The following is a 22,147-nucleotide window of genomic DNA, read 5'->3' as shown; positions in this document are numbered from 1 at the left end:
GGAAATTCAACGCAGGCGCGCCGGGCTCAGGCGCTGGGGATCGACGCCTTCCTGGCGCAGGGATTCGGGCAGCGGCTGGCCGAGCAGCAGCGACTGGGCCAGGCGCGACACGCCGTCGGCGGACTGGATGCCGTAGCCGCCCTGGGCGGCCAGCCAGAAGAACGCCGGGTTCTGCGCGTCCTGGCCGATCACCAGGTCGCCGTCGGCGACGAAGGAACGCAGGCCGGCCCAGCTGTGGTTCGGCCGGCGGATCGCCAGGGTGGTGTGTTCTTCGATGTGGTAAACGCCGAGGGCGATGTCGAGCTCCTCGGGCTGCACGTCCTGCGCCTCGACCGGGTCGGCGTTGGCGGGCGAGCCGAGCAACTGGCCGGCGTCCGGCTTGAAGTAGAAGCTTTCGTCGATGCCGATCACCGTCGGCCAGCGGCTGATGTCCATGCCGTCGGGCACCGGGAAGGTGAAGGCGGTGCGGCGGCAGGGTTGCAGGCCGACCGGGCGGATGCCGCAGCGCTCGGCCACGTGATCGGCCCAGGCGCCGGCGGCATTGACCAGTTGTGCGGCCTGGACGGTTTCGCCCTGGCTGAGTTCGAGCGTCCACACGCCTTCCGCATAGTCAGCCGACTGCAGCTCCTGCTTGCAGCGCAGCTCGCCGCCGCGCTGGCGCAGCGCGCGCAGGTAGCCCTGGTGCAGGGCATGCACGTCGAGGTCGCGGGCGTCCGGCTCGTAGAGCGCGCCGATGATGGCGTCGGCACGCAGGACGGGGAGGAATTCCAGCGCCTGTTCGGTACTGATGCGCTCGACGCCGGGCGTGGTTTCGGCCTGCTTGAGCAGCTCGACGTGCTCCGGGCCGCCGACGTACAGGCAGCCGCGCGGGGTGAGGATCGGGTGTTCGCTGAAGCCGGCCGGCGGATTTTCGTAGAAGGCCCGGCTGGCGCGGGTCAGCGCCTGAATCTGCGGCGTGCCGTAGGCCTCCATGAACATGGCGGCGGAACGTCCGGTGGAGTGGTAGCCGGGCTGCTCTTCGCGCTCCAGCACCAGCACCTTGTGGGTCTCGCTCAGGCGGTAGGCGAGGGAGGCGCCGGCAATGCCGGCACCGATGATGACGAAATCGAATGGGATCACTGCATGGGCCTTCTGCAGATTTTCTCGTATGTGAGAAATCTAAGATATGAGAATTTTTGCACCCAAGGCAAGGCCCGGTAAACTTTCGTCGGCCCCCTCACGAGATGTCCCATGAGCGAAACCGCCCAGGCACTACCCAAGCCCCAGCAACTGGATCGAGACGAAGTCGGTGCGCGCCTGCGGGCGGTTCGCAAGCAGCAGAAACTGACCCTGAAACAGCTCTCCGACCTGTCTGGCGTGGCGGTTTCCACCCTGTCGAAGATGGAGCTGGCGCAGGTCGCGGTGAGCTACGACAAGCTGGCCGCCGCCGCCCGTGCGTTGCAGGTGGATATCGCCCAGCTGTTCCGTCCGTCGCCGTCCGTCGGCGGGCTGATGGGACTGAAAACTTTCGTGAAGACCGATATCGATGACGCCGCCGGCTACGACACCGGCGGCTACGAGTACTACCCCATCGCCGGCGATTTCCCACAGCGCAGCATGACGCCGCTGTACGCGCGCATCTTCGCCCGCGAAGTTGGCGAGTTCGACGATTACGTCCGCCACCCCGGCCAGGAGTTCGCCATGGTGGTGGCCGGCCGTGTGCGCATCCAGTTCGAGACGGGCGAGTCGGTGAGCATAGGGACGCGCGAGACGGCCTATTTCGACAGTAGTGTCGGCCACCTCTACCTCAACGACGGCGAGGCTGACGAGGCGCAGGTGATGGTGGTGATGTCGGAGTTGCGGCCCGCACAATAGCGGGCCTCAGGTTGCCTGCTGGGTGTCGTTGTGGGGCAGCAGGGCGATGAAGTCCTCCAGCGGCACCGGACGGCCGAACAGGTAGCCCTGGTACAGGTGGCAACCCTGTTCCGCCAGCAGCGCCAGCTGCTCCGGGGTTTCCACCCCTTCGGCCACCAGCTCCAGCCCGAGGCTGTGCCCCATGGCGATGATGGCGCGGACGATCTCGGCGTCGTTGCTGTCGTTGGGTGCGTCGCGCACGAAGCTCTGGTCGATCTTCAGGCTGTCCACCGGCAGGCGCTTGAGGTAGGTCAGCGACGAGTAGCCGGTGCCGAAGTCGTCCATGGCGAACTGCACGCCGGCCTCGCGCAGGCGCTCCATCCGCGCGATGGTGTCGTCCAGTTGCTGGATCACGATGCCCTCGGTGATCTCCAGCTTCAGCAGGCTCGGCGGCAGCCGGGTCTTGTGCAGCAGGGCGAGCAGGCGCTCGACGAAGTCGCTCTGGCGGAACTGCCGGGGGCTGATGTTCACGCTCAGGCTGAAATTCTCGATGTCGATGCGGCCTTCTGCGAGCAGCCGGGCGCCGGTGCGGCAGGCTTCCTCGAGTACCCACTGGCCGACTTCGACGATCAGCCCGCTGTCCTCCAGCACGCGAATGAAGCTGGCCGGCGATTGCGGCCCGCGAGTCGGGTGGCGCCAGCGCAGCAGTGCTTCGGCGCCGACGATGCGCGAATCGCGGGCGTCCACCTGGGGCTGGTAGTGCAGGTTGAACTCGCGGCGGGCGAGGGCCATGCGCAGGCCGTTCTCCAGGCGCAGGCGCTCGCTGGCTGCCTGCTGCATGGATTCATGGAACAGCTGCACGGTGTTCCGCCCGGCATCCTTGGCGCGGTACATGGCGATGTCGGCGCGCTTGAGCAGGTCGTCCGGGGTCGCGCCGTCGTCGGGGATCAGCGCGATGCCGATGCTCGGGGTGATCTGCAGGCGGTGGCCGTCCAGCAGCATGGGTTCGGCCAGCAGGTCGCGGAGTTTTTCCGCCAGCTGGCGTACCTGCTGGGCGGTTTCCAGGCGGCTGCCCTCGATGCCGGTCAGCAGCACCACGAACTCGTCGCCGCCCAGGCGCGCGACGGTGTCTTCCTGGCGCACGCTGGCTTCCAGCCGCGCGGTGACCATCTGCAGGATGGAGTCGCCGACGGAGTGGCCGAGCGAGTCGTTGATGTGCTTGAAGTGGTCGAGGTCGAGGAACAGCAGGGCGCCGCGCAGGCTGTGACGTTGCAGCAGGGCAATCTGCTGCTTGAGGCGGTCCATCAGCAGGGCGCGGTTGGGCAGGTCGGTCAGGGCGTCGTGGTAGGCCAGGTGCTGGATGCGCGCCTCGGCCTCGCGCAGCTCGCTGGTGTCGCGGGCGGTGAGCAGCAGGCAGTCCACGCCGCCCAGCTCGATCGGCTCCACCGACACGTCCACTGTCTTGATCGTGCCGTCACGGTGGCGGCCGCGCATTTCCAGGTGGTGGACGAAGCCGTCGCGGTTCAGCGCGGCGATCATGTTCAGGCGCTCGTCCGGATCGGCCCAGATATTCATGCCCAGCGAGGTCTGCCCCAGAACTTCGTCCGGCGGGTAGCCGGTGAGGCGGTTGAAGCCTTCGTTGACCTCGATGTAGCGGCCGGTCTCGCGCTCGGTGATGGTGATGGCGTCGGGGCTGGAGTGGAACGCCTTGGCGAATTTCTCCTGGCTGGCCTTGAGCGCGGCCTCGGCCTGCAGCCGGCGGGTGACGTCGCGGAAGCTGGAGAGAATGCACAGCTGGCGGTCGACCCAGATCAGCCGGCTGGCGACCATGCAGGTAAGGCTCTGGCCCTCGCGGGTGAGGAACTGCACCTCGATGTTCTGCAGCGAATGGTCGCGCATCAGTTGCTCGAACAACCGCGAGCGTTGGTGGTGGTCGGCCCAGAAGGTGATCTGGTGGGACGAGCGGCCGATGATGTCCTCGGCGAGCCAGCCGAAGGTGCTGCAGAAGCTCGGGTTCACTTCGACGAACTCGCCGTCGCGCACGCGCGATACGCAGATCGGGTCCGGGCTGCCCTGGAACAGGCTGGCGAACTTCTCCTCCGAGGCCTCCAGGCTGCGTTCGCGCAGCACGCGCTCGGTGATGTCGAGCAGGGTGCCGGCCATGCGCAGCGGTTTGCCGTGGGTGTCGCGGTACAGGCGCGCGCGGCTTTCCAGGTAGCGCACCTCGCCCGAGTCGAGCTGGGCGCGGTAGGTGAACTGGTAGTCGTTCTCCGGCCCGCGGGCGAGCCGGGCGTAGGCCTGGCGCATGCGCTGGCGGTCGGTCTTGTCGACGCAGGCGAAGAATTCGCCGAAGGGCCCGTGGAAATCCCGGTCAGGCAATTCGTGCAGCACGGCGGCGCGGGCCGAGCCGTAGAGCAGGCCGCTGGGGATGTGCCAGTCCCAGATACCCAGTTGCGCAGAATCCAGCGCCAGGTCCAGGCGCTCCTGGCTGTCGCGCAGGGCGCGTTCCTGGGCGCGCATGCGGGTGATGTCGCGGACGGTCAGGACCAGGCAGGGGCGGCCGTCCTGTTCGATCTGACAGCCATAGACGCGGGCGCTGCGGACTTCGCCGGTACGGGTGATGAGGGTGACGTCGAACCCGTCGATCTGCCGCTCGGCGGTGATCTTGTCGAGCATCCGCTGACGTTCTTCGAGGCTGTGCCAGAGGCCAAGTTGCACGGAAGTGCGGCCGAGGGCTTCTTCGCGGCTCCAGCCGAAGTGGTCGACGAAACTGGCATTGAGCTCAAGGAATTTTCCGCTGTCCCGGTCGGTGATGACCATGGCGTCGGGAGCGGTATGAAAGGCTTTGGCGAACTTGTCCTGTCCGTCGGAGGCGTGCGGGGGCGTGTGCGGATCGCGGCTCATGCGGCGCTCCCCCTGTGTCTGGCGGCGCCGGCCAAGTGGGGCCGGCTAACGCGAACTGATGTGCGGACGGGCATTCGGGCCCCTTCTTCTAGTTCTGTCAGAACAATAGAGGTTAGGCCGCGACAGGCGCAAGCCCGCCCGCCTGGGCGTCGAGCAGGCGCATGAAGGCCCGCGCGGCGTTGGACAGCGTGCGCTCGGTATGCAGGATGTAGCCCAGCTGGCGGCTGAGCTGGATGTCCTGCAACGGCAGGCGGACAACGCTGTCATCAAGCATGGTGCGTGGCAGGACGCTCCAGGCCAGGCCGATGGAGACCATCATCTTGATGGTCTCCATGTAGTTGGTGCTCATGCCGATGTTCGGCGTCAGGCCCTCGGCCTCGAACATGCGCCGCACGATGTGGTGGGTGAAGGTGTTGCCGCCGGGGAACACCGCCGGGTGCCGCGCCACGTCGGCGAGGAATACCGTGCCTTGCACCGACAGCGGGTGCTCGGGCGCGGCGACGAAGTCCAGCGGGTCGTCCCACACCGGCACGGCGCGCACGGGTTCGGCGGTTTCCGGGGCGAGGGTGATCACGGCCAGTTCGGCGCGGCCATGGAGAATTTCTTCGTAGGCTACTTCCGAGTCGCAGAACTGGATATCCAGCGCCACCTGCGGGTGGGCCTTGGTGAAGGCGCGCAGCAGCGGCGGCAAGCGGTGCAGGCCGATGTGATGACTGGTGGCCAGGACCAGCCGGCCGCTCACTTCGCCATTCAGGTTGGTCAGAGCTCGGCGGGTGTCGTCCAGCACGCTGAGGATCTGGTAGGCGCGTGGCAGCAGGGCGCGGCCGGATTCGGTGAGGGTCACCTCACGGCCAACGCGGTCGAACAGTCGCACTCCCAGCTGGTTCTCCAGGGCGGCGATGCGCTTGCTCACCGCCGGCTGGGTCAGGTGCAGGCGCTCGCCGGCCTCGGAGAAGCTGCCGGATTCGGCGATGGCGAGGAAGGTGTTGAGGCTGGTCAGGTCCATGTCGACTCCCTGCGCTCTGAAGGCGGCGCCCGACTTTTATAACGCACCGTATTCCTCGTGGGAATCCTTCGGATGAAAAATATGAATTTGAGTTATTCGGCGCCTTTCCATAGGATCATCCCCACAAGCCCAAGGGGCATAGAAAGACGCTGATGAGGACTCTCTGATGGCCGGCAAGACGCTCTACGACAAACTCTGGGAAATGCACGAGGTGAAGCGCCGTGACGATGGTTCGTCGCTCATCTACATCGATCGCCACATCCTCCACGAAGTGACCTCGCCGCAGGCCTTCGAAGGTCTGCGCCTGGCCGGCCGCAAGCCGTGGCGCATCGACGCGAACATCGCGACCCCGGACCACAACGTGCCGACCACCCTGGTCGAGCGCAAGGGCGGCCTCGCGGCCATCGCCGACGAAGTGTCGCGCATCCAGGTCCAGACCCTGGACGAGAACTGCGATGACTTCGGCATCCTCGAATTCAAGATGAACGACGTCCGCCAGGGCATCGTTCACGTGGTCGGCCCGGAGCAGGGCGCGACCCTGCCGGGCATGACCGTGGTCTGCGGTGACTCGCACACCTCGACCCACGGCGCCTTCGGTGCGCTGGCCCATGGCATTGGCACCTCCGAGGTGGAGCATGTGCTCGCCACCCAGTGCCTGGTCGCCAAGAAGATGAAGAACATGCAGGTCCGCGTCGAGGGCAAGCTGCCCTTCGGTGTGACCGCCAAGGACATCGTCCTCGCAGTGATCGGCAAGATCGGCACCGCGGGCGGCAACGGCCATGCCCTGGAGTTCGCCGGCAGCGCCATCCGCGACCTGTCCATGGAAGGCCGCATGACCATCTGCAACATGTCCATCGAAGCGGGCGCTCGCGTCGGCATGGTGGCGTGCGACGAGAAGACCGTCGACTACGTGAAGGGCCGTCCGTTCTCGCCGCAGGGCAGTGACTGGGCCAAGGCCGTGGAAGCCTGGAGCGACCTGGTTTCCGACGCCGATGCACACTTCGACACCATCGTCGAGCTGCGTGCCGAGGACATCAAGCCGCAGGTCAGCTGGGGGACTTCCCCGGAGATGGTCCTCGCGGTGGACCAGAACGTGCCGGACCCGGCGGCCGAAGCCGATGCGGTCAAGCGCGATTCCATCGTCCGTGCGCTGAAGTACATGGGCCTGAACGCCAACCAGGCGATCACCGACATCCAGCTGGACCGCGTCTTCATCGGCTCCTGCACCAACTCGCGCATCGAAGACCTGCGTGCCGCCGCCGCCGTGGCCAAGGGCCGCAAGGTCGCTGCCACCGTCAAGCAGGCGCTGGTCGTGCCGGGCTCGGGCCTGGTGAAAGCCCAGGCCGAACAGGAAGGCCTGGACAAGATCTTCATCGAGGCTGGCTTCGAATGGCGTGAACCGGGCTGCTCCATGTGCCTGGCGATGAACCCGGACCGCCTGGAGAGTGGTGAGCATTGCGCTTCCACCTCCAACCGCAACTTCGAAGGCCGTCAGGGCGCCGGTGGTCGTACCCACCTGGTGAGCCCGGCGATGGCTGCCGCGGCTGCCGTGACCGGTCGTTTCATCGACGTACGTGAATTGATGCAGGCCTGAGGAGACCGAACATGAAAGCCTTTACCCAGCACACCGGTCTCGTTGCGCCGCTCGACCGCGCCAACGTCGACACCGACCAGATCATCCCCAAGCAATTCCTCAAGTCGATCAAGCGCACCGGCTTCGGCCCGAACCTGTTCGACGAGTGGCGCTACCTCGACGTGGGCCAGCCGAACCAGGACCACTCCAAGCGCCCGGTGAACAAGGACTTCGTCCTCAACTTCCCGCGCTTCCAGGGCGCCAGCGTGCTGCTGGCCCGTGAGAACTTCGGTTGCGGCTCCTCCCGCGAGCACGCGCCGTGGGCGCTGGACGAGTACGGCTTCCGCACCGTGATCGCGCCGAGCTTCGCCGACATCTTCTTCAACAACAGCTTCAAGAACGGCCTGCTGCCGATCATCCTGAAGGACGCAGAAGTCGACGAGCTGTTCGCCCAGTGCGAAGCCACCGAGGGTTACCAGCTCACCGTCGACCTCGCCGCGCAGACCGTGACCCGCCCGGACGGCAAGCAGTACAGCTTCGAAGTGGACGCGTTCCGCAAGCACTGCCTGCTCAATGGCCTGGACGACATCGGCCTGACCCTGCAGGACGCCGAGGCCATCCGCAGTTTCGAAACCGGCTACAAGCAGAACCAGCCCTGGTTGTTCCGCGACGCCTGACTGGCGTCGTACCACCGCGTCAAGGAGAGCAGCATGACCGAGAGTCGTCACGAGCAAGTGGTCCAGCGCCAGTTCGGCGCCCAGGCCAACGCTTACCTGACCAGCGCCGTACACGCACAGGGCGAGGAGTTCGCCCAGCTGCGCGAGCGACTGTCGGCGACTACCGGTGCGCGCGTGCTCGATCTGGGGTGCGGGGCGGGGCATGTGAGCTTCAACGTCGCGCCGCTGGCCGGCGAGGTGGTGGCTTACGACCTGTCCCAGCAGATGCTCGATGTGGTGGCTTCGGCTGCCGCCGAGCGCGGCCTCGGCAACATCGCCACGCGCTGTGGCGCTGCCGAGCAGCTGCCGTTCGAGGATGGCGAGTTCGATTTCGTCTTCAGCCGCTATTCCGCGCACCACTGGCGGGATGTCGGCCAGGCGCTGCGGGAAGTGCGCCGGGTGCTCAAGCCCGGTGGCGTGGCCTGCCTCATCGATGTCGCCGCGCCGGGCTTGCCTCTGCTGGACACCTATCTGCAGACTGTGGAAGTCCTGCGCGACACCAGCCATGTGCGTGACTACTCCCCGTCGGAGTGGGCGCGTTTAGTGGGTGAGGCGGGCCTTGCGGTGACTGCCGCCAAACGCCAGCGCCTGCGCCTGGAGTTCACCTCCTGGGTCGAGCGCATGCGCACCCCCGAAGTGATGCGCCAGGCCATTCGTGCCCTGCAGCTTTCGATGGGCGACGAGGTGCGCGAGTATTTCGAGATCGACGCCGAGGGCTCCTTCAGCACTGACGTGCTGGTGCTCTGGGCTGAGCGCTGATTTCAAGGTTCTGACCGCCCCGGATGGCGTGAGCCATCCGGGGCGTTACGTTATTTGCCAAGCGGCTTTATTTGCCAAGCGACTTTCAAAGAGTGAGCAGAAAGATGAGCAAACAGATTCTGGTTCTCCCCGGCGACGGTATCGGCCCGGAAATCATGGCCGAAGCGGTCAAGGTGCTGGAGCTGGCCAACGACAAGTTCGCCCTGGGCTTCGAGCTGACCGAAGACGTGATCGGCGGCGCCGCCATCGACAAGCACGGCGTGCCGCTGGCTGACGAGACCCTGGCGCGCGCGCGCAACTCCGACGCCGTGCTGCTGGGCGCCGTGGGCGGCCCGAAGTGGGACAAGATCGAACGTGACATCCGCCCCGAGCGCGGCCTGCTGAAGATCCGCTCGCAACTGGGCCTGTTCGGCAACCTGCGTCCGGCCATCCTCTACCCACAACTGGCCGATGCCTCCAGCCTGAAGCCCGAAGTGGTTGCTGGCCTGGACATCCTCATCGTCCGCGAGTTGACCGGCGGCATCTACTTCGGTCAACCGCGCGAGCAGCGCGTGCTGGAGAACGGCGAGCGCCAGGCGTACGACACCCTGCCGTACAGCGAAAGCGAAATCCGCCGCATCGCCCGTGTCGGCTTCGACATGGCCCGCGTGCGCAACAAGAAGCTGTGCTCGGTGGACAAGGCCAACGTCCTGGCTTCCAGCCAGCTGTGGCGCGAAGTGGTCGAGGAAGTTGCCAAGGACTACCCGGACATCGAGCTGTCGCACATGTACGTCGACAACGCCGCCATGCAGCTGGTCCGCGCACCCAAGCAGTTCGACGTGATGGTCACCGACAACATGTTCGGCGACATCCTGTCGGATGAGGCTTCCATGCTCACCGGCTCCATCGGCATGCTGCCTTCTGCCTCGCTGGATTCGAACAACAAGGGCATGTACGAGCCTTGCCATGGTTCCGCGCCGGACATCGCCGGCAAGGGCATCGCCAACCCGCTGGCGACCATCCTCTCGGTCTCGATGATGCTGCGTTACACCTTCAACGAAGGCGCCGCCGCCGACGCCATCGAGAAGGCCGTGAGCCTGGTGCTCGACCAGGGCCTGCGTACCGGTGACATCTGGTCCGAAGGCTGCACCAAGGTCGGTACCCGCGAAATGGGCGACGCGGTAGTCGCAGCACTGCGGAATCTGTAATCTGTCCGGCTCGCTCGTTCCCGTACTTCTGTAGGAAAGCGGGAACGACGGCCCTCTAAATATTTGAAGGTGTAGTAGCGATGAAGCGTGTAGGTCTGATCGGTTGGCGTGGCATGGTGGGTTCGGTGCTCATGCAGCGGATGCTGGAAGAGCGGGACTTCGACCTGATCGAGCCGGTGTTCTTCACCACCTCCAACGTGGGTGGCGAAGGTCCGTCCATTGGCAAGGACATTGCCCCCCTGAAGGACGCCTACAGCATCGAGGAGCTGAAAACCCTCGACGTCATCCTGACCTGCCAGGGCGGCGACTACACCAGCGAAGTCTTCCCCAAACTGCGCGAAGCCGGCTGGCAGGGCTACTGGATCGACGCCGCTTCCAGCCTGCGCATGCAGGATGACGCGGTCATCGTCCTCGACCCGGTGAACCGCAAGGTCATCGACAACTCGCTGGACGCCGGCACCAAGAACTACATCGGCGGCAACTGCACCGTCAGCCTGATGCTGATGGCCCTGGGCGGCCTGTTCGAAGCCGGCCTGGTCGAGTGGATGAGCGCCATGACCTACCAGGCGGCCTCGGGCGCCGGCGCGCAGAACATGCGCGAGCTGATCAAGCAGATGGGCGCCATCAACGCCTCCGTCGCCGATGACCTGGCCAACCCGTCCAGCGCCATCCTCGACATCGACCGCAAGGTCGCCGAAGCCATTCGCAGCGACGCCATGCCCACCGAGAACTTCGGTGCGCCGCTGGCCGGCAGCCTGATCCCGTGGATCGATAAGGAACTGCCCAACGGCCAGAGCCGCGAAGAGTGGAAGGGCCAGGCCGAGACCAACAAGATCCTCGGCCGCTTCAAGAACCCGATCCCGGTGGACGGCATCTGCGTGCGCATCGGCGCCATGCGTTGCCACAGCCAGGCGCTGACCATCAAGCTGAACAAGGATGTGCCCATCGCGGACATCGAAGGCCTGATCAGCCAGCACAATCCCTGGGTCAAGCTGATCCCCAACCAGCGCGAGATCAGCATGCGCGAACTGACTCCGGCGGCCGTCACCGGCACCCTGAGCGTTCCGGTCGGCCGTCTGCGCAAGCTCAACATGGGCACTCAGTTCCTGGGCGCCTTCACCGTGGGTGACCAGCTGCTGTGGGGCGCCGCCGAGCCGCTGCGCCGCATGCTGCGCATCCTGCTCGAGCGTTGATTCGCACCTGAGTGTGAACCCCGCGACGCCGGCCTTGAGCCGGCGTCGTGCTTTGTGGAGCACGAGAAGTTCCCAGCATGTAGGTGAACCGCCGCACAAAAACGTCAGTCCGTCTGGCTGTCGGCTCTTTGGCGCCAGTTTCTGTGACGCACCCGGAAAAGCCACCGGGAACCAGTCGCTATCCTCGCAGCCCGTCCATGGGGACAGGTTTCGGCGCGCCTTTTCGCGCCGGCCGACGGCAAGCAAGCAGCGGGGAAGACAATGGCTCGGTTACACAGATTGTGGTTGGCGACGGCAGTCGCCGCGGCGTTCATGCCGGGCATGGCAGGCGCCCTGGAGCTGGGCGACATTTCCTCGCGGGCCGCACTGGGGCAGGCCCTCTCGGCCAATATCGACCTGCGCGGCGTGGCTGACCTGAGCTCCGAAGAGGTCGTGGTGAGTCTCGCCTCGGCAGAAGACTTCGAGCGCCTGGGGGTGGACCGCGGCGTAATCCCCGGGGGACTGAAATTCACTCCTGAAGTCGGCAAGAACGGCCGTGGCGTCATTCACGTCAGCTCGTCCAAGCCGATTCGCGAGCCCTATGTGAACTTCGTCCTTCAGGTGGTCTGGCCGCAGGGGCGCCTGGTGCGCGAATTCACCTTGCTGCTGGACCCGCCGACCTATGTGGCCAGCCCGGTGAAACCGCCGGCCATCGCGCCAGTGGCGGCAGTCCGCGCGCCACAGGCGCAACCGTTGGCGCCGTCGGTAGCCAATGCGCCGGCAGACAGCTATCGCATCCAGCGCAATGACGCGCTGTGGGATATCGCCTCGCGCAATCGGCCCTCCAGCAGCGTCTCGGTCATGCAGACCATGGCGGCCATGCAGCGGATGAACCCTGATGCCTTCGTCGACGGCAACATCAATCGCCTCAAGGTCGGCCAGGTGCTGCGCCTGCCCAGCGAACAGCAGGTCCGCGAGCAGAACCATGCCCAGGCCGTGGCCCACGTGGAAACCCAGAATTCAGAGTGGAAGGCCAAGCGCAATCCGCAACTGGCCGAGCAGGGTCGCCAGCTGGACGCCACCCACAAGGCGGAGGCGGGCAGTGCGCCGGCAAAGGCCGAAGAGCGTGACAACCTGCGCCTGATCTCCGGCCTGCCGGGCAAGGACAAGGGCAAGGTCGAGGCCGAGCAACTGGCCGTGGCCCAGGAAGGCCTGGACAGCGCCCGTCGCGAGGGCGACGAGTTGCGCAGCCGGATTTCCGATCTGGAAAGCCAGACCCAGAAACTGAACAAGCTGATCGAGCTGAAGGACTCGCAGATCGCCGGCCTGATCGCGCGTCTGGCCGAACAGGATCGCGCCAAGACCCAGGGTGCTCCGCAGGCGGGCAATCCGCAGGCGGGCGCCGGGGCTATCGCCCAGGCAGCCGCGCCGCTGACCGCCCAGGCGGCGGAGGGTGCGCCGCGCCCCTGAGCTGCGGCGATAGGCGGCGGAGCCCTCGATTGCTTCGCCGCCGGTGGGGGCAGTAAAGTGCTGCGCTACTTTACCCACCGATTGTGAGACCCCGGATGCCTGAAACACTCGACATCGCCGTAGTAGGCGCCACTGGACTCGTTGGCGAGGCTTTGGTCGAACTGCTGGAAGAGCGCGACTTCCCTGTCGCCAACCTGTATCTGCTGGCCAGCGGCGAATCCGCCGGCAAGTCGATCGCTTTCCGCGGGCGCAACATCCGGGTCGGCAAGCTCGATGATTTCGACTTCGCCAAGGTGCGCCTGGCCTTCCTCTCCGTGGGCGCCGAAGCTGCTACCGACTGCGCCACCCGTGCCAGTGAGGCTGGCTGTAGCGTGATCGATCTCAGTGGTGCTTCGCTGAACAATGCCGCCGCGCTGCTGGCTCAGGCCTGCGTGAATGGCGAGGCCGTCGAAACCCTGCAGCTTCCCGCTTTGATTGCCGCCCCGGCAGCGCCGGCCGCCGAGGTTGCCGAAGTGCTTGCCGCGCTGCGTGGCGTGCTGGAGCTTCGCCAGGTCACTGTGAGTGCCTGCCTGTCCGCTTCCGCGCTGGGTCGCGAGGGGGTGCAGGAGCTGGCGCGGCAGACTGCCGAGCTGCTCAATGCCCGTCCGCTGGAGCCGCGACTGGTGGATCGCCAGTTCGCCTTCAACATGCTGGCGCAGCTGGGCGGTGTCGACGAACAGGGCTATTCCGTGGTCGAGCGCCGCATTGCAGCAGAGCTCGCCGTGCTGTTCCCCGAACTGAAGAACGGCCTGAGCGTGACCTGCAGTCTGGCGCCGGTCTTCTTCGGCGATACCCTGATGCTTTCCATCAAGGCGGCAGCGCCGGTTTCTCTGGCGACTGTCAGCGTTGCCCTGGACGCGGCCGACGGCATCGAGCTGGTGGAAGACGATTACCCGACTGTCATCGGTGATGCACAGGGGCAGGATAGTGTTTACGTCGGTCGCCTACGGACCGGTCTGACAGATTCGTGCGAACTGAATTTGTGGATTGCGTCAGATAATGTGAGAAAAGGCGCAGCCCTAAATGCTGTGAACTTGGGCGAATTGTTGATAAAACACTATCTGTAAAAGATACTTACCGAATATTTGAAGAAGTATTCTAGCTTGGCAATACTGGCCGGGAACGTCGCTGACAGGGGAGAGCACCGCCGTGAAAACGGAAGGTGTAGTGGGCAGCGGCGCCCGTTAGACGTTGTTCTAATCCAGAAAAAAGCTATTAAAACAAGGGATTACTATATGGTCCGGCTTCGCAAACTGGTGCAGGCAATCGCAGCTGCTTCGGCACTGACCTCGGGCATGGCACATGCGCTGGGGTTGGGGGATATCCACCTGCGTTCGGCGCTGAACCAGCCGCTGGATGCCGAAATCGAGCTGGTCGAAGTTCGTGACCTGTCCGCGGCCGAGGTAATCCCGAAGCTGGCTTCACCGGAAGACTTCAACAAGGCCGGCGTCGATCGTCAGTATTTCCTGACCGGGCTGAAGTTCACTCCCATCGTCAAGCCGAACGGCAAGAGCGTCATCCGCGTGACCTCCGACCGGCCGGTGCAGGAACCCTACCTGAACTTCCTCGTGGAAGTACTCTGGCCCAATGGTCGTCTGCTGCGCGAGTACACCGTGCTGCTGGACCCGCCGCTGTATTCGCCGCAGACCGCCGCCGCCGTGCCGCGCGCGCCGATGGCCGTTCCCGCTCCGGTGGTGCGCCCGTCCGCCACTGCTGCGCCGCGTGCGACTCCCGCGCCCAGTTCCACACCCGCCGCCCCGGCTCGTCGCCTGGAAGGCAACGAGTACCGCACCGGCAAGAATGACACCCTCTGGGAAATTGCCGCCCGTGCGCGCCCGGATGGCAGCGTTTCCGTCCAGCAGACCATGCTGGCGATCCAGGATCTCAACCCGGATGCCTTCCTCGGCGGCAACATCAACCGCCTGAAGAGCGGCCAGGTGCTGCGCCTGCCCGATGCCGAGCAGATCAAGGCTCGCACCCAGCCCGCGGCCGTGACCGAGGTCAATCAGCAGTACACCGCCTGGCGTGAAGGCCGCAGCCTGCCCACCGGTGGCGCCCGTCAGCTGGATGCCACGCCGCGCGCCAATGCCGGCAACGCTCCGGCCCAGGCCGAAACCAAGGACAGCCTGCGCCTGCTCTCCGGCGAGAACGGCAAGGCCAAGGGTGGCGACAAGGGCAGCAAGGACGGCCAGGCCGTCGCTGACAAGCTGGCCGTCACCAAGGAAAGCCTCGACAGCACCCGTCGCGAGAACGACGAGCTGAGCAGTCGCATGACCGACCTGCAGAGCCAGATGGACAAGCTGCAGAAGCTCATCGCGCTGAAGGATGCCCAGCTGGCCAAGCTGCAGAACGAACTGGGCAGCGACAAGGCAGCCGCCGCCAATGGCGCCGCTGCCGTTCCGGCTCCTGTGCCGGGTGCCGATTCGGCTGCCCAGCCGGCCACTCCGCCGGCTCCGGCGGTCGCAGAGCAACCGGCCGCACCGGCTCCGGGGAGCGATGCAGGCACTCCGCCGGCTCCGGCCGCCGAGGCACAACCGCAACCTGCTCCGGCACCCGCACCGGCTCCCGCCGCAGCGGCCCCCGTGCCTGAAGCGCAGAAGCCGAAACCGGCTCCTGTTGCCGCGCCGGCCCCGCAGGCCGAGACCAGCATCGTCGACGAGATTCTCGCCAATCCGATCTGGCTGGGCGCCATCGCTGGCAGCGCGCTGCTGGCCCTGCTGGTCCTGCTGATGATCATTTCCCGCCGCCGCGCCGCCAAGGAGCAGGAGAGCCTCGCTGCCTATGCGGGCGATGACGAGCCGCATCTGGACGACGACCTGACCCTTGCCGGCAGTGAACTGGACACCCTGGACGTGGCGCAGGCCGCCGAGGTTGCCGCTCCGGCTCAGGCTGTGCCCGAGCGTGTTGCCGCGCAGACCAGCGATGCGCTGGGCGAGGCGGACATCTACATCGCCTACGGCCGCTTCAACCAGGCTGCCGAACTGCTGCAGGGCGCCATCTACGATGAGCCGCAGCGCACCGACCTGCGTCTGAAACTGATGGAGGTCTATGCCGAGATCGGTGACCGCGAAGGTTTCGCCCGTCAGGAAAACGAACTGCGCGAGATCGGCGGCGCCGAGCCGCAGGTCGAGCAACTGAAGTCCCGCTACCCGGGCATGGTCACCCTGGCTGCCGTGGGTGGTGGTCTGGCCGCTGCCGCAGCCACTTCGGCCGACGACCTCGACGGGTTCAGCCTGGACGACTTCGAAGTGGAGCCGACTCCGCCGGCCGCCGAGCCCGTCGCTCAGCCGCACAATGACCTCGATGACGCCTTCGATCTGGCGCTGGACGACCTCGAGCTGGGTGACGAGAAGCCCGCCGCTCCGGTCGCGCAGCAGGACGACGAACTGTCCTTCGGCAACTTCGACCTGGACGACGACCTGAGCCTGGGCGCTTCGCCGGCCGCAGCGCCGAGCAACAAGGCCGAGGACGACTTCGCCTTCGATCTGGACCTGCCGGAAGAGCCGGTTGCCAAGGTCGAGGCGCCGTCGCTGGTCGACGACCTGAGCGACTTCTCCCTGGACCTGGACAAGGACCTGGAGAAAGATACCCACTCCACCCTGGCTTCGGCGGAAGACGATTTCCTGCTGGGCCTGGATGACGACACCGCATCGCTGTCCGGCGTGAGCCCCGAGGAGTTCACCCTGGATATCGAGAGCAAGGCGCCGCAAGCCGACGACCTGCCGGACGATTTCGACCTCTCCCTGGCGGACGACGAGCCGGCGCCGGCCAAGGCCGAAGACAGCTTCGCCGCCCAACTGGACGAGGTCAGCGCCGAACTGGACCGTCTCTCCGTGCAGAACGACGAGCCGCAGGCTCCGGTCGAGTCGCTGGCTGAAGAAAGCTTCGCCGCCAGCGATCTGGATCTGCCGGGCGAAGGTGCCGACGACGAAGACGATTTCGACTTCCTCTCCGGCGCCGACGAAGCGGCCACCAAGCTCGACCTGGCGCGTGCCTACATCGACATGGGCGATACCGAAGGCGCCCGCGACATCCTCGATGAAGTCATCACCGAGGGTAACGACAACCAGCAGCAGGAAGCTCGCGAACTGCTCGGGCGTATCGCCTGAGCCGGAAGGCTCCAGATAGATGATTGAAGCAGTACCCTCAGCGGCGGCCGAATCGGCCGCCGTTGGCGTTTCCAGGATTGCCCTGGGCGTCGAATTCAAAGGCTCGCGCTATCGCGGCTGGCAGCGCCAGGAAAATGGTGTGCCGACCGTGCAGGGCGCGCTGGAAAAAGCGCTGTCCCGGGTGGCTGACCATCCGGTTTCCCTGATGTGCGCGGGTCGTACCGATGCGCTGGTGCACGCGAGTGGGCAGGTGGTGCATTTCGACACCACCGCCGAGCGCTCGCTGATCGCCTGGGTCATGGGCACCAATGCCAACCTGCCCAACGACATCAGCGTGACCTGGGCCAAGGTGATGCCGGCGCATTTCCATGCGCGCTTCACCGCCATGGCGCGGCGCTATCGCTACGTGATCTACAACGACCAGATACGCCCGGCGCACATGGCCGAGGAGGTCACCTGGAACCACCGTCCGCTGGATGTCTCGCGCATGCGCGAGGCGGCCCGCGCACTGGTCGGCACCCACGACTTCACCTCGTTCCGCGCGGTGCAGTGCCAGGCCAAGTCGGCCATCAAGACGGTGCACCACCTCGAGGTGATCGAGCACGGGCGCTTCATCGTGCTGGATGTTCGCGCCAACGCCTTCCTGCATCACATGGTGCGCAACTTTGCCGGGATGCTGATGACCATCGGCGCCGGCGAGCGCCCGGTGGAGTGGGCGGCCGAGGCGCTGGCCGCGCGCGATCGGCGCGCCAGCGGCATCACCGCGCACCCTTACGGGCTGTATCTGGTGGGCGTGGAATACCCGGAGGAGTTCGTGCTGCCCGAGCGATATGTGGGGCCACATTTCCTTTCAAGTTTGCCGGATATCGTCGGCTGACGATGCTGGGGTCATTTGCTACCATCGATCGATCACTTGCCTGAAGGTTGCTGCATCTTGTCCGCCGTTCGCATCAAAATCTGCGGTATTACCCGAGTCGAGGACGCCCTGGCCGCCGCCGAGGCGGGTGCCGACGCCATCGGCCTGGTGTTCTACGCCAAGAGCCCGCGCGCGGTGAGCATCCAGCAGGCGCGGGCGATAGTCGCTGCGCTGCCGCCCTTCGTCAGTACCGTCGGCCTGTTCGTCGATGCCAGTCGCTGCGAGCTGGGGGAAATCCTCGATGCGGTGCCGCTGGACGTGCTGCAGTTCCATGGTGACGAGACGCCCGAGGCCTGCTCCGGCTGGCACAAGCGCTACCTCAAGGCCCTGCGCGTGAAGCCGGGCGACGACGTGGCGGCGCAGATCGCGAAGTATCCGCAGGCCAGCGGCTTCCTCCTCGATACCTATGTGGAGGGTATTCCTGGCGGAACTGGTCTGGCTTTCGACTGGTCCCTGGTGCCGAAGGATGTGCAGCGTCCGTTGATCCTGGCCGGCGGCCTGACGGTCGCCAACGTGGCCGATGCCATCGCCCAGGTGCGTCCTTACGCCGTGGATGTGAGCGGCGGAGTGGAGGCGAGCAAGGGCATCAAGGATGCCCGGAAGATCCGCGATTTCATTGCGCAGTGTCGTTCGGTGGCGTGACGCGGAATCTTCATGTGACGACGAGCGGCCTGCCGCCGTCCACTACCCAATCGCTGCCCGTGGGTGGCGCTGGGAGTTGTCGGTGTTGGCAGTCTTGCCCACCGGCGACCCGCATCGAGTGCTGTATCCGTGGCGACGCCCCAGGCGGCGCCTTTGTTTGCGAGGGGTTCCGGCCTTGAGGTCAGAACCGCGACGATGAATTTGCTCAGGGGCACGCGCAACCCATCGCGCCGTGTCACTGCACTGGAGACGAGAGCATGAGCAACTGGCTGGTAGACAAGCTGATCCCTTCCATCATGCGTTCCGAGGCGAAGAAGAGCTCGGTTCCGGAAGGCCTGTGGCACAAGTGCCCGTCCTGCGAGGCGGTGCTGTACCGTCCGGAGCTGGAAAAGACCCTCGACGTCTGCCCCAAGTGCGATCACCACATGCGTATCGGCGCCCGCGCGCGCATCGATATCTTCCTCGATGAGGAAGGCCGCGAAGAGCTGGGCGCCGAGCTGGAGCCGGTGGACCGCCTGAAGTTCCGTGACAGCAAGAAGTACAAGGACCGCCTGACCGCCGCGCAGAAAGACACCGGCGAGAAGGATGCGCTGATCTCCATGAGCGGCAAGCTGATGGGCCTGCCGGTCGTGGTCAGCGCCTTCGAGTTCTCCTTCATGGGCGGCTCCATGGGTTCCATCGTCGGCGAGCGCTTCGTGCGCGCCGCCAACTACGCCCTGGAAAACCGTTGCCCGATGATCTGCTTCTCCGCCTCGGGTGGCGCGCGCATGCAGGAAGCGCTGATCTCCCTGATGCAGATGGCCAAGACCTCCGCCGCGCTGGCCCGCCTGCGTGAAGAGGGTATCCCGTTCATCTCCGTGCTGACCGACCCGGTCTACGGCGGCGTATCCGCCAGCCTGGCGATGCTCGGCGACGTGATCGTCGGCGAGCCGCGCGCGCTGATCGGCTTCGCTGGTCCGCGAGTGATCGAGCAGACCGTGCGCGAGAAACTGCCGGAAGGCTTCCAGCGCAGCGAGTTCCTGCTGGAGCACGGCGCCATCGACATGATCGTCCACCGTGCAGAAATGCGTCAGCGGCTCGCCAGCCTGCTGGCCAAATTCACCCACACTCCAAGTACCGCGCTCGCAGGATGACCCAGCGTACCCTTGCCGACTGGCTCAGCTATCTCGAACAACTCCACCCCACGGCAATCGACATGGGGCTGGATCGCTCCCGTGAAGTGGCTGGCCGGCTTGGCCTGGGGCGCCCCGCGCCCCGCGTGGTGACCGTCACCGGCACCAACGGCAAGGGTTCCACCTGCGCCTTCCTCGCCGCCCTGCTCGGCGAGCAGGGCCAGCGCGTCGGCGTCTACAGCTCGCCACACCTGCTGCGCTACAACGAGCGCGTGCTCATCGATGGCGTCGAAGCCAGCGATGAAGCGCTCTGCGAAGCGTTCGCCGCTGTCGAGTCGGCTCGCGGCGAGATCTCCCTGACCTACTTCGAAATGGGCACCCTCGCGGCCTTCTGGCTGTTCGAACGCGCCAACCTGGATGCCGTGGTGCTGGAAGTCGGCCTGGGCGGTCGCCTGGATGCGGTCAACCTGATCGACTCCGACGTCGCGGCAGTTACCAGCATCGGAATCGACCACGCCGACTGGCTGGGCGACACCCGCGAAAGCGTGGCTTTCGAGAAGGCCGGTATCTTCCGCGCCGGCAAGCCCGCCGTCTGTGGGGACCTGGAGCCGCCGGCGCCGATCATGGAACAAGCGCGCAAGCTCGGCTCGCCGCTGGTCCTGCGCGGACGTGATTTCGACCTGGCGATGGGCGAGGGCGACTGGCACTGGCGCGGCTGCTCCGCCACTGGCGAGGTGCTGAGCCTGCACAATCTGCCGCTGCTCGACCTGCCGATGGAGAACGCGGCGCTGGCCTTGCAGGTCTATGCATTGCTGGACCTGCCGTGGCAGCCCGAGCAACTGGTCGCCGCACTGCAGCGCACCCGCGTGACCGGACGCCTGGATCGCCGCACCGTGCAATGGCACGGCGAAGAGCGCCACTTGCTGCTCGACGTCGGGCATAATCCGCACGCAGCGCAATACCTCGCCAGCCGCCTGCGTGCGGCGCCGCCCAAGGGTGTGCGCCACGCGGTGTTCGGCCTGCTGGCGGACAAGGACCTCGACGGCGTACTGGAACCCGTGCTCGGCTTGGTGCAGGATTGGGCCGTCGCGCCGCTACCCACCGGTCGCAGTCGTCCGGCCGCAGAGCTGGAGGCCGCGCTGCAGGCTCGCGGGGCGCAGGTCAGTTGCCATGGCGATATCGCCGCGGCGCTGGTGGCGCAATGCGATGCAGCGGGCACCGATGACGAGATCCTGGTGTTCGGTTCGTTCTACAGCGTGGCGGATGCCCTGGAGTGGCTCGCCAAGGCTGCTCAATAAGTGGACCTAAGGGGAGTTGTGCATGGCGTTGCTCGATAAGGGGCTCAAGCAGCGGGTAGTCGGAGCGCTGGTGCTGCTGGCACTGGCCGTGATCTTCCTGCCGATGCTGTTCTCCCGCGAGGATGATGTACGCCAGGTGGTGGTCGAAGCGCCGGTGATGCCCAAGCCGCCGGCGATGCCTACCGTCGAAGTGCAACCCACTGAAGTTCCCGAGCCGCAGGCCGACGACGCGGATAACGCCGTGCCGCCGGCCGAAGCGGCTCCGGCGCAGGCACCTTCCGCGCCCATCGCCAGTGTGCCGACCCAGCAGGCCCAGCCGACGCAGCCCAAGGCTCCGGCCCCGCAGCCGGTCGCTCCCAAGCCTGCCGCGCCGGCGCAGCAGCCTGCCCAGGCCGCTGCCGCTCCCGTGCAGCAGCCGGCCCAGCGTCTGGACAGCAATAACCTGCCGGTGAGCTGGTCGGTGCAGCTGGCCAGCCTGTCCAACCGCGCCCGTGCCGACGAGCTGCAGAAGTCGCTGCGCAGCCAGGGCTACAACGCCTACGTGCGCAGCTTCGACGGTATGAACCGCGTCTTTGTCGGCCCGGTGGTCGAGCGCGCAGAGGCCGATCGCCTCCGCGACCAGCTGGGCAAGCAGCAGAAGCTCAATGGTTTCGTGGTGCGTTTTCAGCCTGAGCGTGGCTGAGTCCGTTCGTTAGCTTCTCTCAATCAGCCCCATGTCAAACTGGGGCTCTTCTAAATCGAAGGCCTCTGCTAAAATGCGGGGCCTTTCCGTTTCTGGGCCGCAACGTGGCATTTACCTGGGTCGATTGGACGATGATCGGCATCATCGTCATTTCCAGCCTGATCAGCTTGAGTCGTGGTTTCGTCAAGGAAGCCCTGTCGCTGGTCACCTGGATCGTAGCCGGTGCGGTCGCCTGGATGTTCGGCGGCGCCCTGGCCGAGCATCTCGCACCCTATATCCAGCTGCCCTCGGGGCGTGTCATCGCCGCCTGCGCTCTTCTTTTCGTCGTCACGCTGCTGCTGGGCGCACTCGTCAATTTCCTCATCAGCGAGCTGGTGCGGGTGACCGGCATGTCCGGCACCGACCGCGTGCTCGGCATGGTGTTCGGCGGTGCCCGTGGCGTGCTGCTGGTGGTTTTGCTGGTCGGTCTGCTGAGCCTTGCGCCGGTGCAACAGGACCCGTGGTGGCAGCAATCGGTGCTGATGCCGCATTTCCTGATGGTCGCCGACTGGTCGAAGAACTTCATCCTGACTTTTGCCGGGCAGTGGATGTCCGGCGTGACCATCACTCCGCCATCCGGTGTGGGGTCCTTGCTGCCTGCCCAGTGACGGGCGGGCGGAGGCGACGGGTAGCCGTCGCCGCTACGGCAGGTCCGGTGGATACTGCCGAATACGGAATTGTTTTAGCCTG

At 65.9% G+C, this 22,147-nt stretch carries 18 protein-coding genes; 15 read left to right on the top strand and 3 right to left on the bottom strand.

All coding sequences use genetic code 11. The features are described from left to right. Positions 1-6: 6 nt before the first annotated feature. Positions 7-1,119, bottom strand: a complete 1,113-nt coding sequence (locus ABKS89_RS21085) for an NAD(P)/FAD-dependent oxidoreductase (RefSeq protein ID WP_348586953.1) — start codon at positions 1,117-1,119, stop codon at positions 7-9. A gap of 111 nt (positions 1,120-1,230) precedes the next feature. Here ABKS89_RS21085 and ABKS89_RS21080 point away from each other — a divergent pair, with 111 nt between their 5' ends. Then, a complete protein-coding gene (locus ABKS89_RS21080) occupies positions 1,231-1,854 on the top strand; it encodes a helix-turn-helix domain-containing protein (protein WP_348586951.1) in 624 nt (207 codons plus the stop codon). Positions 1,855-1,860: 6 nt separating this feature from the next. Here the strand turns inward: ABKS89_RS21080 and ABKS89_RS21075 are convergent, their stop codons facing one another. Together ABKS89_RS21075 and ABKS89_RS21070 are read right to left on the bottom strand one after the other, a co-directional pair. Next, complete coding sequence (locus ABKS89_RS21075; protein WP_348586949.1) at positions 1,861-4,737, bottom strand: sensor domain-containing protein; 2,877 nt, start codon at positions 4,735-4,737, stop codon at positions 1,861-1,863. Positions 4,738-4,849: 112 nt separating this feature from the next. Continuing rightward, a complete protein-coding gene (locus tag ABKS89_RS21070) occupies positions 4,850-5,743 on the bottom strand; it encodes a LysR family transcriptional regulator (RefSeq protein ID WP_138215015.1) in 894 nt (297 codons plus the stop codon). A gap of 166 nt (positions 5,744-5,909) precedes the next feature. Here ABKS89_RS21070 and leuC point away from each other — a divergent pair, with 166 nt between their 5' ends. The 14 genes from leuC (at position 5,910) to ABKS89_RS21000 (ending at position 22,065) form a co-directional block, all read left to right on the top strand. Then, positions 5,910-7,337 carry a 3-isopropylmalate dehydratase large subunit gene (leuC, locus tag ABKS89_RS21065; protein WP_348586947.1) on the top strand — a complete coding sequence of 476 codons (1,428 nt, stop codon included), beginning with the start codon at positions 5,910-5,912 and terminating at the stop codon, positions 7,335-7,337. A gap of 11 nt (positions 7,338-7,348) precedes the next feature. Beyond that, the gene (gene leuD, locus ABKS89_RS21060) at positions 7,349-7,993 is read left to right on the top strand and encodes a 3-isopropylmalate dehydratase small subunit (RefSeq protein WP_348586945.1); all 645 of its coding nucleotides are present in this window, start codon (positions 7,349-7,351) and stop codon (positions 7,991-7,993) included. 33 nt (positions 7,994-8,026) lie between these two features. Continuing rightward, positions 8,027-8,791, top strand: a complete 765-nt coding sequence (locus ABKS89_RS21055) for a class I SAM-dependent methyltransferase (RefSeq protein ID WP_348586944.1) — start codon at positions 8,027-8,029, stop codon at positions 8,789-8,791. Between the two features lie 104 nt (positions 8,792-8,895). Continuing rightward, on the top strand, positions 8,896-9,978 hold the full coding sequence (gene leuB, locus ABKS89_RS21050) for a 3-isopropylmalate dehydrogenase (RefSeq protein WP_348586942.1): 1,083 nt from the start codon (positions 8,896-8,898) through the stop codon (positions 9,976-9,978). Positions 9,979-10,058: 80 nt separating this feature from the next. Then, positions 10,059-11,171, top strand: coding sequence for an aspartate-semialdehyde dehydrogenase (gene asd / locus ABKS89_RS21045; protein WP_138215011.1), 1,113 nt, complete (start codon positions 10,059-10,061; stop codon positions 11,169-11,171). Between the two features lie 312 nt (positions 11,172-11,483). After that, positions 11,484-12,620, top strand: a complete 1,137-nt coding sequence (locus ABKS89_RS21040; RefSeq protein ID WP_348586940.1) for a type IV pilus assembly protein FimV — start codon at positions 11,484-11,486, stop codon at positions 12,618-12,620. A 95-nt stretch (positions 12,621-12,715) separates the two neighbouring features. After that, entirely contained in the window at positions 12,716-13,726 is a 1,011-nt protein-coding gene (locus ABKS89_RS21035; protein WP_348586938.1) for an aspartate-semialdehyde dehydrogenase, read from the top strand. A gap of 168 nt (positions 13,727-13,894) precedes the next feature. Continuing rightward, positions 13,895-16,768, top strand: coding sequence for a motility hub landmark protein FimV (locus ABKS89_RS21030; protein WP_348586936.1), 2,874 nt, complete (start codon positions 13,895-13,897; stop codon positions 16,766-16,768). A gap of 19 nt (positions 16,769-16,787) precedes the next feature. Next, positions 16,788-17,645 (top strand): tRNA pseudouridine(38-40) synthase TruA, encoded by an 858-nt coding sequence (truA, locus tag ABKS89_RS21025; RefSeq protein WP_081519368.1) that lies wholly within the window; start codon positions 16,788-16,790, stop codon positions 17,643-17,645. A 57-nt stretch (positions 17,646-17,702) separates the two neighbouring features. Then, positions 17,703-18,326 (top strand): phosphoribosylanthranilate isomerase, encoded by a 624-nt coding sequence (locus ABKS89_RS21020; RefSeq protein ID WP_192290884.1) that lies wholly within the window; start codon positions 17,703-17,705, stop codon positions 18,324-18,326. A gap of 257 nt (positions 18,327-18,583) precedes the next feature. Further along, the gene (accD, locus tag ABKS89_RS21015) at positions 18,584-19,459 is read left to right on the top strand and encodes an acetyl-CoA carboxylase, carboxyltransferase subunit beta (protein WP_045211873.1); all 876 of its coding nucleotides are present in this window, start codon (positions 18,584-18,586) and stop codon (positions 19,457-19,459) included. After that, entirely contained in the window at positions 19,456-20,736 is a 1,281-nt protein-coding gene (gene folC, locus ABKS89_RS21010; protein WP_348586933.1) for a bifunctional tetrahydrofolate synthase/dihydrofolate synthase, read from the top strand. Before accD ends, folC begins: the two co-directional genes overlap by 4 nt. A 22-nt stretch (positions 20,737-20,758) precedes the next feature. Next, complete coding sequence (locus ABKS89_RS21005; RefSeq protein ID WP_138215006.1) at positions 20,759-21,418, top strand: SPOR domain-containing protein; 660 nt, start codon at positions 20,759-20,761, stop codon at positions 21,416-21,418. A gap of 104 nt (positions 21,419-21,522) precedes the next feature. Then, complete coding sequence (locus ABKS89_RS21000; RefSeq protein ID WP_138525869.1) at positions 21,523-22,065, top strand: CvpA family protein; 543 nt, start codon at positions 21,523-21,525, stop codon at positions 22,063-22,065. Positions 22,066-22,147: the final 82 nt, after the last annotated feature.

The organism is Pseudomonas sp. LABIM340 (genome assembly GCF_040017195.2).
In the GTDB taxonomy this organism is placed as follows: Bacteria; Pseudomonadota; Gammaproteobacteria; order Pseudomonadales; family Pseudomonadaceae; genus Pseudomonas.
Note: the sequence above shows the minus strand (reverse complement) of the source record. Positions and strands in the feature narration are given on the sequence as shown.